The sequence below is a fragment of the Streptomyces sp. NPDC087420 genome (assembly GCF_044744165.1).
Taxonomy (GTDB): Bacteria; Actinomycetota; Actinomycetes; order Streptomycetales; family Streptomycetaceae; genus Streptomyces.
The window spans coordinates 1-14,659 of record NZ_JBIUXU010000004.1 but is presented as its reverse complement, the minus strand read 5'-3'; the positions used below and the strand labels follow the sequence as shown (position 1 = coordinate 14,659).

Genomic DNA, 14,659 nt, shown 5'->3' with positions numbered 1-14,659 from the left:
TCTAGGCAGGGCCGAACGGCCCTGGGTCCCCGGGGCCGAAATGCGACTGCCGGAACCGCCCGGACCGGCTGAAAAGCCCTTTCTTAGGTAACCCTAAGTGATCAATTCCACCGCGCCCGGTTCTGGACAGTAGTTGTCAGTGCCGAGGGAATTACGCAACAATGGCGTTGTGAAATACCTGGGCGAGGCTCCGCAGGAGGAACTCGCGACCGGCGAGCGCTCCACGCGCAACCGCGTCGCGCGCTCCATCCTGGACCACGGTCCGTCCACCGTCTCCGATCTGGCGGGGCGGCTGGGGCTCACGCAGGCGGCGGTCCGCCGCCATCTCGACGCCCTCGCGGCCGATGCCGTCGTGGAGGCGCGTGACCAGCGGGTCTACGGCTCGCGCGGCCGCGGCAGGCCCGCCAAGGTGTTCGCCCTGACTGACTGCGGCCGGGACGCCTTCGACCAGTCGTACGACAAGCTCGCCGCCGAGGCGCTGGGCTGGATCTCCACCGCGGCCGGCGGCGGGGAGCAGGGTGAGGCGGCCGTCGCCGCGTTCGCCCGCGCCCGGATCGCCGCACAGGCCGAGGCCGGGCGGTACGCCGACGTGGTCGAGGCCGCCGGGCCGGGCGGACGTACCGAGGCGCTGGCCAAGGCCCTGAGCGCCGACGGTTACGCTGCCACGGCGCGCGGCGCGGCGAACCAGCAGGGCGAGCAGCTCTGCCAGCACCACTGTCCGGTCGCGCACGTCGCGGAGCAGTACCCCCAGCTGTGCGAGGCGGAGACGGAATTTTTCTCCCAGCTGCTCGGTACGCATGTACAGCGGCTGGCCACGATCGCCCACGGCGACGGGGTCTGCACGACGTTCATCCCCCGAGCCACCGCGTCCCCGCAGAGCCCGTCCCCGCACACCACTGAGCAAGCATCCGAAAGCAACGCCGGGAGGAACCCCGCATGACGCTCCCCACGGAGACCGCCCACCCCGAACTCGATGGCCTGGGCACGTACGAATTCGGCTGGGCCGACTCGGACGCCGCCGGCGCCGCCGCGAAGCGCGGTCTTTCCGAGGCCGTCGTGCGCGACATCTCCCAGAAGAAGAACGAGCCGGAGTGGATGCTCAAGCTGCGGCTCAAGGGCCTCAAGCTCTTCGGCAAGAAGCCGATGCCGAGCTGGGGTTCCGACCTCTCCGGCATCCACTTCGACAACATCAAGTACTTCGTGCGGTCCACGGAGAAGCAGGCGGAGTCCTGGGAGGACCTGCCCGAGGACATCAAGAACACGTACGACAGGCTCGGCATCCCCGAGGCGGAGAAGCAGCGCCTCGTCGCCGGTGTCGCCGCGCAGTACGAGTCGGAGGTCGTCTACCACCAGATCCGCGAGGACCTGGAGGAGAAGGGTGTCATCTTCAAGGACACCGACACCGCGCTCAGGGAGAACCCGGAGCTCTTCCAGGAGTACTTCGGCACGGTCATCCCGGTCGGCGACAACAAGTTCGCGTCGCTGAACTCGGCCGTGTGGTCCGGCGGATCGTTCATCTACGTGCCGAAGGGCGTGCACGTCGACATCCCGCTCCAGGCCTACTTCCGTATCAACACGGAGAACATGGGCCAGTTCGAGCGGACGCTGATCATCGTCGACGAGGACGCGTACGTCCACTACGTCGAGGGTTGTACGGCCCCGATCTACTCCTCGGACTCGCTGCACAGCGCCGTGGTCGAGATCATCGTCAAGAAGGGCGGCCGCTGCCGCTACACGACCATCCAGAACTGGTCGAACAACGTCTACAACCTCGTCACCAAGCGCGCCGTGGCGTACGAGGGCGCGACCATGGAGTGGGTCGACGGCAACATCGGCTCCAAGGTCACCATGAAGTACCCGGCCGTGTACCTGATGGGCGAGCACGCCAAGGGCGAGACGCTGTCCATCGCCTTCGCGGGCGAGGGCCAGCACCAGGACGCCGGCGCCAAGATGGTCCACATGGCCCCGAACACCTCCTCGAACATCGTCTCCAAGTCGGTGGCGCGCGGCGGCGGCCGTACGTCCTACCGCGGTCTCATCGAGATCGGCGAGGGCGCTCACGGCTCCAAGTCCAACGTGCTGTGCGACGCGCTGCTGGTCGACACCATCTCGCGCTCCGACACGTACCCGTACGTGGACGTCCGCGAGGACGACGTGTCCATGGGGCACGAGGCGACCGTCTCCAAGGTCTCCGAGGACCAGCTCTTCTACCTGATGAGCCGCGGCCTCTCCGAGTTCGAGGCGATGGCGATGATCGTGCGCGGATTCGTCGAGCCGATCGCCAAGGAACTGCCGATGGAGTACGCGCTGGAACTCAACCGGCTGATCGAGCTCCAGATGGAGGGCTCCGTCGGCTGACGGACCCGCCACCAGGCCGGGCGGCGACCCGCCCGGCCCCCTCGTTCCCCCGTCCCAGAGGCAGAGAGTGAGCACCACGACAGCCATGGCTGAGGCTCAGAACATTCCGGCGGGATCCACCACCGCCGGTTCGATCGCGGTGGCCGCCGAGTCGACCGTCGCCACGCGCATGAGCGCGCCCCCCTCCTTCGACGTGGCGGACTTCCCCGTCCCTCACGGCCGTGAGGAGGAGTGGCGGTTCACGCCGCTGGAGCGGCTGCGTGGTCTGCACGACGGCACCGCCGTCGCCACGGACGGCAGCGTCACGGTCGAGGTGACCGCCCCCGACGGCGTCACCGTCGAGACCGTCGGCCGCGACGACGCGCGCATCGGCAAGGCCGGTACGCCGGTGGACCGGATCGCCGCCCAGGCGTACTCCTCCTTCGAGAAGGCCTCGGTCGTCTCGGTGGCCAAGGAGACCGTCCTGGCCGAACCGATCAGGATCGACGTCCACGGCGAGGGCGGCACCGCCTACGCGCACCAGGTCATCGAGCTCGGCGCCTTCGCCGAGGCCGTCGTGGTCATCGACCACACCGGTGACGCGGTGCTCGCCGGGAACGTCGACTACCTGATCGGCGACGGCGCGAAGCTCACCGTCGTCTCCGTCCAGGACTGGGACGACAAGGCAGTCCACGTCGCCCAGCACAACGCGCTGATCGGCCGGGACGCCTCCTTCAAGTCGATCATCGTCACCTTCGGCGGCGATCTCGTACGGCTCCACCCGCGCGTCCAGTACGCGGGCCCCGGCGGCGAGGCCGAGCTGTTCGGCCTCTACTTCACCGACCGCGGCCAGCACCAGGAGCACCGCCTCCTGGTCGACCACAACGCGCCGAACTGCAAGTCCAACGCCGCTTACAAGGGCGCGCTCCAGGGCCAGGACGCCCACGCCGTCTGGATCGGCGACGTGCTCATCCGCGTCATGGCCGAAGGCACCGACACGTACGAGATGAACCGCAACCTCGTCCTCACGGACGGCGCCCGGGTCGACTCCGTGCCGAACCTGGAGATCGAGACCGGCGAGATCGCCGGCGCCGGACACGCCTCGGCGACGGGCCGGTTCGACGACGAGCAGCTCTTCTACCTGATGTCCCGCGGCATCCCGCAGGCCGAGGCGCGCCGCCTCGTCGTCCGCGGCTTCTTCGCCGAGCTGGTCCAGCAGATCGGGCTGCCCGACGTCGAGGAGCGCCTGCTGACGAAGATCGAGACGGAGCTGGAGGCGGCGCTGTGAGTGTGCCGACCACCTTCGTCCGCGCCTGCGGTCTCGGCGAGCTGGAGGAGGACACCCCGAAGCGGGTGGAACTCGACGGCACGCCCGTCTCCGTCGTCCTCACCGGGGGCGAGGTGTTCGCGATCAACGACATCTGCTCGCACGCGAACGTGTCGCTCTCGGAGGGCGAGGTCGAGGACTGCATGATCGAGTGCTGGCTGCACGGCTCCAGCTTCGACCTCCGTACCGGCAAGCCGTCGAGTCTTCCCGCGACGCGCCCCGTCCCCGTATACCCCGTACAGATCCAAGGGGACGATGTGCTCGTCTCCGTCACCCAGGAGTCTTGAGTCCCCTATGGCTACGCTTGAAATCACCGACCTGCACGTCACCGTCGAGGCGGAGGGCGGCCCCCGCGAGATCCTCAAGGGCGTCGACCTGACCGTCAAGCAGGGCGAGACGCACGCCATCATGGGCCCCAACGGCTCCGGCAAGTCGACCCTCGCCTACTCGCTGGCGGGCCACCCCAAGTACACGATCACCGGTGGCACGGTGACCCTCGACGGCGAGGACGTCCTCGCGATGACCGTCGACGAGCGCGCCCGCGCCGGCCTCTTCCTCGCCATGCAGTACCCCGTCGAGGTCCCCGGCGTCTCCGTGTCGAACTTCCTGCGGACGTCGGCCACCGCGATCCGCGGCGAGGCCCCCAAGCTGCGCACCTGGGTGAAGGAGGTCCGGGAGACCATGGAGCGTCTCCAGATGGACCCGGCCTTCGCCGAGCGCAACGTCAACGAGGGCTTCTCCGGCGGCGAGAAGAAGCGCCACGAGATCCTCCAGCTCGAACTGCTCAAGCCGCACATCGCGATCCTCGACGAGACCGACTCCGGCCTCGACGTGGACGCGCTGCGGGTCGTCTCCGAAGGCGTCAACCGCGTCAAGGAGACCGGCGAGGTCGGCACCCTGCTGATCACGCACTACACGCGGATTCTCCGCTACATCAAGCCCGACTTCGTGCATGTCTTCGCCCAGGGCCGTATCGCCGAGTCCGGCGGCGCGGAGCTGGCCGACAAGCTGGAGAACGAGGGCTACGAGGCGTACACGAAGGGTGGCGTCACCGCGTGACACAGCTGCCGGGCCTCCTCACACCGACGAGCACGCCGTCGAGCCGGCTGCTCGACGAGGCGATCCGCAAGGACTTCCCCCTGCTGGATCGTGTGGTCCATGACGGGAAGAAGATCGTTTACCTGGACAACGCGGCGACGTCCCAGAAGCCGCGCCAGGTGCTCGACGCCCTCAACGAGTACTACGAGCAGCACAACGCCAATGTCCACCGTGGCGTGCATGTGCTCGCCGAGGAGGCCACGGCGCTGTACGAGGGCGCGCGCGACAAGGTCGCCGCCTTCATCAACGCACCCAGCCGCGACGAGGTGATCTTCACCAAGAACGCCTCGGAGTCGCTCAACCTCGTGGCCAACATGCTCGGCTGGGCCGACGAGCCCTACCGGGTGGACCACGAGACCGAGATCGTCATCACGGAGATGGAGCACCACTCCAACATCGTGCCGTGGCAGCTGCTCTCGCAGCGCACCGGCGCGAAGCTGAAGTGGTTCGGCCTCACCGACGACGGCCGGCTCGACCTCTCCAACATCGACGAGGTCATCACCGAGAAGACGAAGATCGTCTCCTTCGTGCTGGTCTCCAACATCCTGGGTACGGTCAACCCGGTCGAGGCGATCGTCCGGCGGGCGCAGCAGGTAGGCGCCCTGGTGCTGATCGACGCCTCGCAGGCCGCGCCGCACATGCCGGTGGACGTCCAGGCCCTCCAGGCCGACTTCGTGGCCTTCACCGGCCACAAGATGTGCGGTCCCACCGGCATCGGCGTCCTCTGGGGCCGCCAGGAGCTGCTGGAGGACCTCCCGCCGTTCCTGGGCGGCGGCGAGATGATCGAGACCGTGTCGATGCACTCGTCCACGTACGCCCCCGCGCCGCACAAGTTCGAGGCGGGTACGCCCCCGATCGCCCAGGCCGTCGGCCTCGGCGCGGCCGTGGACTACCTCTCCGCGATCGGCATGGACAAGATCCACGCGCACGAGCAGGCGATCACCGAGTACGCGGTGCGGCGCCTGCTGGACGTGCCCGGCCTGCGCATCATCGGCCCGGCCACGGCCGAGGAGCGCGGCGCCGCGATCTCCTTCACCCTGGGAGACATCCACCCCCACGACGTGGGGCAGGTGCTCGACGAGCAGGGCATCGCGGTCCGGGTCGGCCACCACTGCGCGCGGCCGGTCTGCCTGCGGTACGGAATTCCGGCGACCACGCGGGCGTCTTTCTATCTGTACTCCACACCCGCCGAGGTCGACGCCCTGGTCGAAGGGCTGGAGCACGTCCGTAACTTCTTCGGATGAGGACTGAGCCGTGAAGCTGGATTCGATGTACCAGGACGTCATCCTGGACCACTACAAGCACCCCCACGGGCGCGGTCTGCGGGACGGCGACGCCGAGGTGCACCATGTCAATCCGACCTGTGGTGACGAGATCACCCTGCGGGTGCGGTACGAGGGCTCGCTGATCGCGGACGTCTCGTACGAGGGCCAGGGCTGCTCCATCAGCCAGGCCAGCGCGTCCGTACTGAACGACCTCCTCGTCGGCAAGGAGCTGGCCGAGGCGCAGAAGATCCAGGGCACCTTCCTGGAGCTGATGCAGTCCAAGGGCCAGCTGGAACCGGACGACGCGATGGAAGAGGTGCTGGAGGACGCGGTCGCGTTTGTCGGCGTCTCGAAGTACCCGGCACGCGTCAAGTGCGCCCTGCTGAGCTGGATGGCCTGGAAGGACGCGACGGCCAAGGCCCTCGCGGCCTCACCGGCCGGTGGCCAGGACGACGGCCCGAACGACCGCCCGACGAAGGAGACGGCATGAGCGACAACGAGACCGTGACCATGACCCCCGCCTCCGAGGAGGAGGTCCGCGAGGCCCTGTACGACGTGGTCGACCCCGAGCTGGGCATCGACGTCGTCAACCTCGGACTGATCTACGGCATCCACATCGACGACGCCAACATCGCCACCCTGGACATGACCCTGACGTCCGCGGCCTGCCCGCTGACCGACGTGATCGAGGACCAGGCGAAGTCGGCGACGGACGGCATCGTCAGCGAACTCAAGATTAACTGGGTCTGGATGCCGCCGTGGGGCCCGGACAAGATCACGGACGACGGCCGCGAACAGCTCCGCGCGCTGGGCTTCAACGTCTGAGCCGTATCGCCGGTGCGGCACTGTCGTATCGCCGCTGAGGGCCCCCGACCTGTCCGGTCGGGGGCCCTCACGCGTGAGGCGCGCGTGCCTCAGGGGGCGGGGGGCGTCGGTACGGTCGTGGACGCTTCGGCCAGGTGGGGGGCCAGGTTTTCGGTGCGGATGCGGCGGTCCATGTAGATCAGGCTCAGGACCAGCTGGGGGAAGACCGTGGTGGCGATCTGGGCGATCAGCTGGACCGCCAGGCCCAGGGGGACGAGGACCGCGACCAGCGCGAGTGCCGTGTCCGTCCCGTTGTCGGGGGCCGTCAGGGCCGTGCTCGCGAACAGGCCCAGGACGTTGAGCGCCTGCTGGACGACCATGGCGGCGGCGGAGGCCGCCGCGTACGCGAGCAGCGTGATGCCGAACGTACGCCACCAGGAGCCGCGGACCAGCAGGGACGAGCGGCGCAAGGACGTGAGCGGGCCCTGGGACTCGACGACCGCCGCCGTCGGGGCCAGGATGAAGCGGGTCCAGAGCCAGACGGCCGGCGGCGCGGTGAGTACGAAGCCCGCGAAGCCGAGTGCGATGAAGGCCGTCGCGTTCCCCGGGCCGTTCGTGCTGACGGCGGCCACCACGGAGGCCGCGACCCCCGTCACGAGGAGCAGCGCCGGGACCATGCCGATCAGGCCCGTCACCAGCACCACGCCGAGCACCGCGGGGACGCGGGCGGACGCCTGGCGCCAGAGCGTGCGGAAGGTGACCGGACGGCCCAGGACGGCGTTCTGGACGACCGCCGGGCAGGCGGCCGTGGTCAGCGCGGTCGCCGCCAGTACCGCCACCAGGGCGACGGCGCCGACACCGCACACCGCGACCAGAAGCCCGGCGGACCGGCCCCACTCCGCGTCCAGGTCGCCGAGGGTGGACAGGCCGGACAGACCCACCCCGGCCACCGCGATGCCCACCGCCACGCCGGCCACCAGCGCCGCCAGGCCGTACGCCGCGCAGGCCACGCCGAGCAAGGGCTTCCAGTAGCGCCCCACCGTCGCGAAGGCGCCGTTCATGATCTCCGACAGGCCGAGCGGGCCCAGCGGTATGACCCCCGGCTTGGGCGGCGCCCAGCCTCCCCATCCATACGGCCCGTTCCCGTACGTCCCCGTGCCCTGCGCCACTGCCCGGCCCCCCGCCTCGTGCTCACGTTCGAACGCCACACCGTAGCGGGTCCGCGCTGTGTACGGTCGTACGCATCGATGTGTACACTCGTACGCATGGGATATGGACTGCTCGCCGGGGCGATAGCGGCGGAGGTGGCCGGTACGACGGCCATGAAGTACAGCGAGGGATTCACCAGGCTCTGGCCCTCGCTGCTGACCGTGGCCGGCTATCTGATCGCCTTCAGCCTGCTCGCGCAGACGCTCAAGACCCTGTCCATCGGCACGGCCTACGCGATCTGGGCCGGTACCGGTACCGCCGCGATCGCCGCCATCGGCATGATCTTCATGAACGAGTCGGCGGGCCCCGTCAAGATCGCCGGGCTCGCCCTGGTGATCGCCGGGGTGGTTGTCCTCAACCTCGGAGGAGCCCACTGATGAGCCGCCACCCCGGAGGAGCCCGCCGATGAGCCGCCGCTACGACCCCGACCGGCGCCAGCGCATCACCGACGCCGCGTTGCGGGTGGTCGGGCACAGCGGGATCGCCGGGCTCAGCCACCGGACCGTGGCCGCCGAGGCCGACGTGCCCCTCGGCTCCACGACCTACCACTTCGCCTCCTTGGACGAGATGCTGGCCGCCGCCCTGCGGCAGGTCAACGAAGGCTTCGCGGCGGCCGTACGGGACAGCGAGGCGCTCGCCGACCCCACCTCCGACATGGCGGCGGAGCTGGCCAGGATCATCGGGGAGTGGCTCGCCGGGGACCGTACGGGCGTGGAGCTGGAGTTCGACCTCTACCTCGCGGCCCTGCGCAGGCCCGTACTGCGGCCGGTCGCCGCCGAGTGGGCGGACGCCGTCACCGAGATCCTGGCGCGGCGCACCGACCCCGTCACGGCGCGGGCGCTGGTCGCGCTGATCGACGGGATCTGCCTCCAGGTGCTGCTCACGGACGCGGTGTACGACGCGGCGTACGCGCGCGAGATGCTGGGGCGGCTCATCCCCTGACATCCCCTGATCCCGTGGCGGTCCGTCCGCGGTCCTTCGGTGCGCCGGTCCCGGTGCGCCGTCCCGGCGGTAGGTTGGGCCGGTGAGCATCCCTCCCTCGGGTCCCGAGATCACCTACGCCGAGTGCAGGCAGTGCGGCACGCTGATCGCCGGGCTGGACGGCCGCTACAGCTGCGGGGTCTGCGGCTGGGTCAACCACCACTCCGAGGGCCACCGCGAACTGCCGCGCGCCGAGGACGACGTCGACCACCCGGCGGGCGGCGCCGAGGGCAACAGGCTGAGCTGACGCCGCACCCTGTGCCGTGAGGGGCCGGTCGGCCCGGGACCGGTTGGCCCGAGCGGGCCCGGGACGGTTAGGTTCAGGGCATGACCGACACGTCTTCCTCCCCTTCCCCCCGTACCACCGGCGCCGCCGCCGCCGGGCTCGCCACGCTCACCGAGGACGGGACCGTCCTCGACACCTGGTTCCCCGCGCCCGAACTCCTCGCCGAGCCCGGTCCCGCCGGCACGGAGCGGCTGTCCGGCGCGCGCGCCGTGGAACTGCTCGGGGAGGGCGCGGCCAAGGCCGTCGGACCCGACCCGCGCCGCGGGGTCGAGGTGGTCGCCGTCCGTACGGTCATCGCCTCGCTCGACGACAAGCCGCTGGACGCGCACGACGCGTACCTCCGCCTCCACCTGCTCTCCCACCGCCTCGTCCCGCCGCACGGCCAGAGCCTCGACGGGCTGTTCGGCGTGCTCGCGAACGTCGCCTGGACCTCGCTCGGCCCGGTTCCCGTGGAGGGGCTGGAGGCGGCGCGGCTCAACGCCCGCGCCGAGGGGCTGCACCTCCAGGTGACCTCGGTGGACAAGTTCCCCCGCATGACCGACTACGTGGCGCCCAAGGGCGTCCGGATCGCCGACGCCGACCGGGTGCGCCTCGGCGCGCACCTCGCCGCCGGGACGACCGTCATGCACGAGGGCTTCGTCAACTTCAACGCGGGCACGCTCGGCACCTCCATGATCGAGGGGCGGATCTCCGCCGGTGTGGTCATCGGTGACGGCACCGACATCGGCGGCGGCGCCTCCACCATGGGCACGCTCTCCGGCGGCGGCAAGGAGCGCATCGTCATCGGCGAACGCTGCCTGATCGGCGCGGAGGCGGGCATCGGCATCGCGCTCGGCGACGAGTGTGTCGTCGAGGCGGGGCTGTACGTCACGGCCGGTACGCGCGTCACGCTGCCCGACGGCCAGATCGTCAAGGCGCGCGAACTGTCCGGCGCGAGCAACATGCTCTTCCGCCGGAACTCGGTCACGGGCACGGTCGAGGTCCGCCCGAACAATGCGGTCTGGGGCGGCCTCAACGACATCCTGCACCAGCACAACTGAGGGCGCGCGCGGCTGAGTTCGTACCACCGGCCGCGTTCGCACCACGGACGGTTCAGCGCCGCGCCGCGTGCAGCAGCTCCCCGTACGTGGCCAGCAGCCCGTCGGCCGTCTCCCGGCCGGCGGGCAGCAGCGGTTCGCGGACCGGTCCCGCCGGCAGCCCCAGGCCGTCGAGGAGCGCCTTCGCGGTGACCGTGCCCGGGAGGCCCGACGCCATCATCGACTCGACCAGCGGCAGGGTGAGTTGGTTCAGCCGTACGGCCTCGGCGCGGGCACCGGAGTCGTACGCGTCGAGCACCGCCCGCATCTGCCGGGGCGCGACACCCGCCACCGTACTGACGTATCCGGCCCCGCCGACCGCGTACAGCGGCAGATTCAGCTCCTCGCAGCCCGAGTAGTACGCGAGTGACGTCCGGGCGATCGCCAGGGAGCTGCCGAGCAGGTCGTACGCGCAGTCCTTCACCGCCACCACCCGCGGGTGGGCGGCCAGCGCCAGCATCGTGGCGGGCTCGATACGGGTGCCCGTGCGGCCCGGGATGTCGTAGAGCATCAGCGGCACACCCGTCGCGTCCGCGACCCGCAGGAAGTGCGCCTCGACGGCGGCCTGCGGAGGGCGGCTGTAGTACGGCGTCACGACCAACAGGCCGTCCGCGCCCGCCTGTTCGGCCTCACGCGCCAGCGCGACGGTGTGCCGCGTGTCGGCGCTGCCCACCCCGGCCACCACAAACGCGCGGTCGCCGACCTCCTCGCACACGACCCGGACGAGCGTGGTCTTCTCCGCGTCCGTGGTGGTGGGGGACTCACCGGTCGTGCCGTTCAGGACCAGCCCGTCGCACCCCTCGGCCACCAGACGCGCCGCGAGCTCGCGGGCGCCGTCCAGGTCCAGGGCGCCGGTGGCGGTGAACGGAGTGATCATCGCGCACAGGGCGCGGCCGAACGGACGCGGAGTGGTCATGTCCGCAGTCTCCGCCACCCCACCGTGAAGGTCCACTTAGATTTTCTTCGTTCCACAATGAAGTAAAGCTGAACAGAAAACGCCCGACATTGGCGTCGAATGGGGATCGATAACGCGTTCGGAATGGGGCAGGATGCACGGCATGACTCGTTCGCTCCGCGCTCCACTGCTCCTGCCGGCACTGACGCTCGTCCTCGCGTCGGCCGGCTGCGGTACGGAGAAGGCGGGCACGGCGGACGACGGCGGCAAGCCCAAGGCGTCCGCGGACCCCACCCCGCCGACGGCCCGGCCCATCGTCGACCGGTCCGAACTGGAGGCGCGGGCGCGGTACTCGCAATCCGCGATCGAGCTGATCCGGGTGACCGACGTGGCCGGCTTCGCGGTCGCCCCGCAGTCCGCCGGCGTCCTCGGCGACGACGGCTTCCACAGCGTGTACGTCACCCCGCGGGGCGGGACCCAGATCGAACTGGCCGTGGAACGCGGCACGTTGACCGCGAGCACCTGCCCCGGCACCCCCATCGGCGGGACGGGCGGAGTTGTCGCGTGCGAGAAGGACGGCGCCGCCTGGTACCGCACATCCGGCCAACTCCACGAATACGCACGGCCCGAGGACGGCCACGTGGTACGCCTCACCGCCCGGCGCCACACCGTGGACCGCGACACCCTGCGCCGCGCCGCGGCGGCCGCCCGCCCCGCGAACGACGCGGAGCTGGACGCGCTGCTGCCCAAGAACCTCCCGACCGCGCCCGTGGAGCGGGGCGATCTGCCGCCCGTGGGCGACGGGGCACCGAACAACTCGGTGCCGGAAGGGGCGTCGGGCTGACCGGTGCGCCGATGGTCCACAACCGTCCCGCACTGGTCCAATGGAGAACATGGAGAGTATGGACAACGAACACGCCTACAGGGGCGAACTGGACGCGCTGCGCGCGGCTTTCCCGGCGGAGCACTGTCTGCCGCCGCTGGGCTGGGACGGGGTCCGCGCCTTCGAGCGCGCCCACGACATCGTCCTCCCGGAGCCGTACCGCACGCTGGTCGCGGAGATATGCGACGGATGCAGCGAGGGACCACCCGACATCGACGGCCTCATACCGCTGGCGGCGCTGCCCGCCGACTGGGGCCCCGACGAGACCCAGCGGGTGCTCGCCGAGCCCTTCCCGCTGACCGAGGCCTGGGTGTGGGAGGACGACCCACGCCCGTACGAGGAGATAGAGCCGCTGATCGACGCGGTCAGCAACCACGGCAGCGTGGTGCTGGGCACGGACGGCTGCGGCATGTACTGGCACCTCGTCGTCACCGGCCCGCAGCGGGGCCGGCTCTGGAACATCAGCGACGTGGGCGCGGCACCGTTCGGGGCGGTGTTCGGGGCCACCGCCGCGGGTGACGGTTTCGCCGGCTGGGTCGGACTCTGGTCCACCACCCGCCGGCCCTGGTACGACGTCGTGGTCTGACCACCACGACCACCTCGGGAGCGTTGAGTTCCACCGCACGGCACGGTCGGACTTCAGGGTCGGACCGGGTGATGAGGGCGCGCGTCAGGGGGCGTGCGCCGACAGGCCATCACCGCGAACGTGCGGGACCACCGCTCCCGAGAACACCACTCCGGGGTGCCGGCCCTCAGGATCGGCCGGGGCGCCCGGTGAGCCGGTGGCGAGGGGCCGAATACGTCTACGCTGGGGGCCCGCCCCGACCGTGTACGCCGCGCTGGGGCCTGCCCCGACCGTGTACGCCGCGAGGAGAACCACCAGATGCCCGGAGATCGCACCTCCCTGCCGCCGGTGCGGCTGCCCTCGGACGCGGAGCTGGCGCGGGACGCGCTCGCCGCGCCGCTGCTCGCCCGCGCCGTACGCCTCGCCCGCTGGGCGGGACCCGGCACGCGGGTCGGCGCCGGCGGCGAACTCGTCGACGAACAGCTGCCCGCCGCGGCGGAGGTGCTCGGGCTCGGCGAGCCCGGCGACGACCTGGAGGAGGGGGACGGTGAGGCGTACGCCAGCGAGGCGTGGCGCGTCGCCGTCGACACCGGGCTGGTGGCGGTCGAGGACCCGGACGACTCCGGTGAGGAGGCCTCCGAGGCGGGGGAGGCGACCGGGAGCGTCACCGCGGGCGCCCAGCTCGGGCTGATCACCTCCGGCGCCCCGCAGGACATCCTGCCGCTCTGGCTGGAGGCCCTCGACGTGGTCTTCGCCGACGCGACCGCGCCGATCCTGGACGACCTGGCCGCCGTCATCGGCGACGACGGCGAGATCGACTTCGAGGCGCTCGACTGGGACCCGGAGGCGGAGGCGGAGTTCCTGGAGGGCGTCCTCGGCAACCTCTACCTGCTCACCGTCGCGGACGGCGGCGCGACCGAGGGGCCCGTACCGCTGCCCGTGCTCGCGGCGTCGATGATCGTCCCCGACGACATGGGCGAGCCGACCGACGACATCCTGGAGCAGGTCTCCGAGGCGATGATGAGGCTGGACGACCAGTTCCAGCTGCTGGAGCCGATCGGGCTCGTCACGTACACGCCCGTGGACGAGGCCCTGATGGTCGAGGACGCGGAGGGAGCCGAATCCGCCCTGCCCGTCGATGAGGACGACGTCTCCCGGTACGGCATGGTCCGGCTGACGCCCCTCGGCCTCTACGGGATCAGGTCCCGCATGCTGGAGGCCGGCGTGGACGCGCCGGCGGTCGGCGACCTCGCCGACAAGGACGCACGCGCGCTGCTGGACGGGGTCGCGCACTTCCCCGAGCTTTCCGCGCGCGCCGAGACCGAACAGTGGCTGGCCCGCCGCGCCCCCGTCGACGCGGCGCGCGACCTGCTCGCGGCGGCCCGCGGCACGGACCCGGGGGCGCCGCTGCGCCGCCTCCACTGCCAGCAGGCGCTCTCCCTGGTCGGCGCGGAGGCGGAGCCCGCGGTGCGGGAGGTCCTGGACTCCCCGGAACTGGGCGGCCTCGCCCGCGTCTGGCTGGCGGAGCTGGGGGCGGGGGAGGTGCCGGCGCCGCCGGAGTCGATGATCTTCTGGCTGGCCATCGACACGATTGCCGCGCAGCTGTCGGCGGAGGGGGAGCCGGACGAGCTCCAGGAGCTCGTGGAGGGGCTCGTGGGGCAGCACAGTGGCTTCTTCGACGCGGCGTGGCGGGTGGATCATCCGGCGACGGCGGACGTTTTGGAGGCGATGGGGCGGTTGCATCGGGACAGGGGGGTTTCCAAGGAGGCCCGCAAGGCCGCGTTTCGCGCTCGGTCGCGCGTGTGATCGTTTTGCCCGGTGTGCGTTGCTGTTACTGATTGTCCTCAATCGCCGGACGGGCTTGGTTTGTCGTGGTGGCGGGGGGCGGGGCCTCCGGAGGCAGGGGTGTCCGGACTGCTATCCTCACCGCGCT

The 14,659-nt window shown here is 70.8% G+C and carries 17 protein-coding genes; 15 read left to right on the top strand and 2 right to left on the bottom strand.

The annotated features are described in order from the left end of the window. The first annotated feature begins 169 nt into the window (after positions 1–169). The 8 genes from ACIO1C_RS08730 to ACIO1C_RS08695 all read left to right on the top strand — a co-directional run bounded on the left by ACIO1C_RS08730 (position 170) and on the right by ACIO1C_RS08695 (position 6,852). Positions 170–940 carry a helix-turn-helix transcriptional regulator gene (locus ACIO1C_RS08730; RefSeq protein WP_401860028.1) on the top strand — a complete coding sequence of 257 codons (771 nt, stop codon included), beginning with the start codon at positions 170–172 and terminating at the stop codon, positions 938–940. Continuing rightward, positions 937–2,358: a Fe-S cluster assembly protein SufB gene (gene sufB / locus ACIO1C_RS08725; RefSeq protein WP_401860026.1), complete on the top strand. Its 1,422-nt coding sequence runs from the start codon at positions 937–939 to the stop codon at positions 2,356–2,358. The genes ACIO1C_RS08730 and sufB overlap by 4 nt, the downstream gene beginning before the upstream one ends. A gap of 85 nt (positions 2,359–2,443) precedes the next feature. Next, a complete protein-coding gene (gene sufD / locus ACIO1C_RS08720; RefSeq protein WP_401860024.1) occupies positions 2,444–3,625 on the top strand; it encodes a Fe-S cluster assembly protein SufD in 1,182 nt (393 codons plus the stop codon). Between the two features lie 2 nt (positions 3,626–3,627). After that, positions 3,628–3,951: a non-heme iron oxygenase ferredoxin subunit gene (locus ACIO1C_RS08715; RefSeq protein ID WP_401860967.1), complete on the top strand. Its 324-nt coding sequence runs from the start codon at positions 3,628–3,630 to the stop codon at positions 3,949–3,951. A gap of 7 nt (positions 3,952–3,958) precedes the next feature. After that, the gene (gene sufC, locus ACIO1C_RS08710) at positions 3,959–4,723 is read left to right on the top strand and encodes a Fe-S cluster assembly ATPase SufC (protein WP_327237162.1); all 765 of its coding nucleotides are present in this window, start codon (positions 3,959–3,961) and stop codon (positions 4,721–4,723) included. Further along, entirely contained in the window at positions 4,720–6,006 is a 1,287-nt protein-coding gene (locus ACIO1C_RS08705; RefSeq protein ID WP_401860022.1) for a cysteine desulfurase, read from the top strand. The genes sufC and ACIO1C_RS08705 overlap by 4 nt, the downstream gene beginning before the upstream one ends. Positions 6,007–6,016: 10 nt before the next feature. Beyond that, positions 6,017–6,517 (top strand): Fe-S cluster assembly sulfur transfer protein SufU, encoded by a 501-nt coding sequence (sufU, locus tag ACIO1C_RS08700; protein WP_401860020.1) that lies wholly within the window; start codon positions 6,017–6,019, stop codon positions 6,515–6,517. Beyond that, positions 6,514–6,852: a metal-sulfur cluster assembly factor gene (locus ACIO1C_RS08695; RefSeq protein WP_161310764.1), complete on the top strand. Its 339-nt coding sequence runs from the start codon at positions 6,514–6,516 to the stop codon at positions 6,850–6,852. Before sufU ends, ACIO1C_RS08695 begins: the two co-directional genes overlap by 4 nt. 89 nt (positions 6,853–6,941) lie before the next feature. Here the strand turns inward: ACIO1C_RS08695 and ACIO1C_RS08690 are convergent, their stop codons facing one another. Next, positions 6,942–8,039, bottom strand: a complete 1,098-nt coding sequence (locus ACIO1C_RS08690) for a hypothetical protein (RefSeq protein ID WP_401860018.1) — start codon at positions 8,037–8,039, stop codon at positions 6,942–6,944. A gap of 57 nt (positions 8,040–8,096) precedes the next feature. Here ACIO1C_RS08690 and ACIO1C_RS08685 point away from each other — a divergent pair, with 57 nt between their 5' ends. The 4 genes from ACIO1C_RS08685 to dapD all read left to right on the top strand — a co-directional run bounded on the left by ACIO1C_RS08685 (position 8,097) and on the right by dapD (position 10,347). Further along, positions 8,097–8,417, top strand: a complete 321-nt coding sequence (locus tag ACIO1C_RS08685; protein ID WP_161310765.1) for a multidrug efflux SMR transporter — start codon at positions 8,097–8,099, stop codon at positions 8,415–8,417. Positions 8,418–8,445: 28 nt separating this feature from the next. Then, positions 8,446–8,982 carry a TetR/AcrR family transcriptional regulator gene (locus ACIO1C_RS08680; RefSeq protein ID WP_401860016.1) on the top strand — a complete coding sequence of 179 codons (537 nt, stop codon included), beginning with the start codon at positions 8,446–8,448 and terminating at the stop codon, positions 8,980–8,982. Positions 8,983–9,064: 82 nt separating this feature from the next. Further along, positions 9,065–9,268, top strand: coding sequence for a hypothetical protein (locus ACIO1C_RS08675; protein ID WP_161310767.1), 204 nt, complete (start codon positions 9,065–9,067; stop codon positions 9,266–9,268). A gap of 80 nt (positions 9,269–9,348) precedes the next feature. Next, complete coding sequence (gene dapD / locus ACIO1C_RS08670; protein ID WP_401860014.1) at positions 9,349–10,347, top strand: 2,3,4,5-tetrahydropyridine-2,6-dicarboxylate N-succinyltransferase; 999 nt, start codon at positions 9,349–9,351, stop codon at positions 10,345–10,347. Between the two features lie 52 nt (positions 10,348–10,399). On the opposite strand, the gene dapA is transcribed toward dapD, so the two are convergent. Further along, entirely contained in the window at positions 10,400–11,299 is a 900-nt protein-coding gene (dapA, locus tag ACIO1C_RS08665; RefSeq protein ID WP_401860012.1) for a 4-hydroxy-tetrahydrodipicolinate synthase, read from the bottom strand. 142 nt (positions 11,300–11,441) lie between these two features. On the opposite strand from dapA, the gene ACIO1C_RS08660 reads away from it, so the two are divergent. The 3 genes from ACIO1C_RS08660 (at position 11,442) to ACIO1C_RS08650 (ending at position 14,532) form a co-directional block, all read left to right on the top strand. Next, on the top strand, positions 11,442–12,122 hold the full coding sequence (locus ACIO1C_RS08660; RefSeq protein WP_401860011.1) for a hypothetical protein: 681 nt from the start codon (positions 11,442–11,444) through the stop codon (positions 12,120–12,122). Between the two features lie 49 nt (positions 12,123–12,171). Next, positions 12,172–12,747 (top strand): SMI1/KNR4 family protein, encoded by a 576-nt coding sequence (locus tag ACIO1C_RS08655; RefSeq protein WP_401860009.1) that lies wholly within the window; start codon positions 12,172–12,174, stop codon positions 12,745–12,747. Positions 12,748–13,044: 297 nt separating this feature from the next. Then, positions 13,045–14,532, top strand: coding sequence for a hypothetical protein (locus ACIO1C_RS08650; protein WP_401860007.1), 1,488 nt, complete (start codon positions 13,045–13,047; stop codon positions 14,530–14,532). The last annotated feature ends 127 nt before the right edge of the window (positions 14,533–14,659 follow it).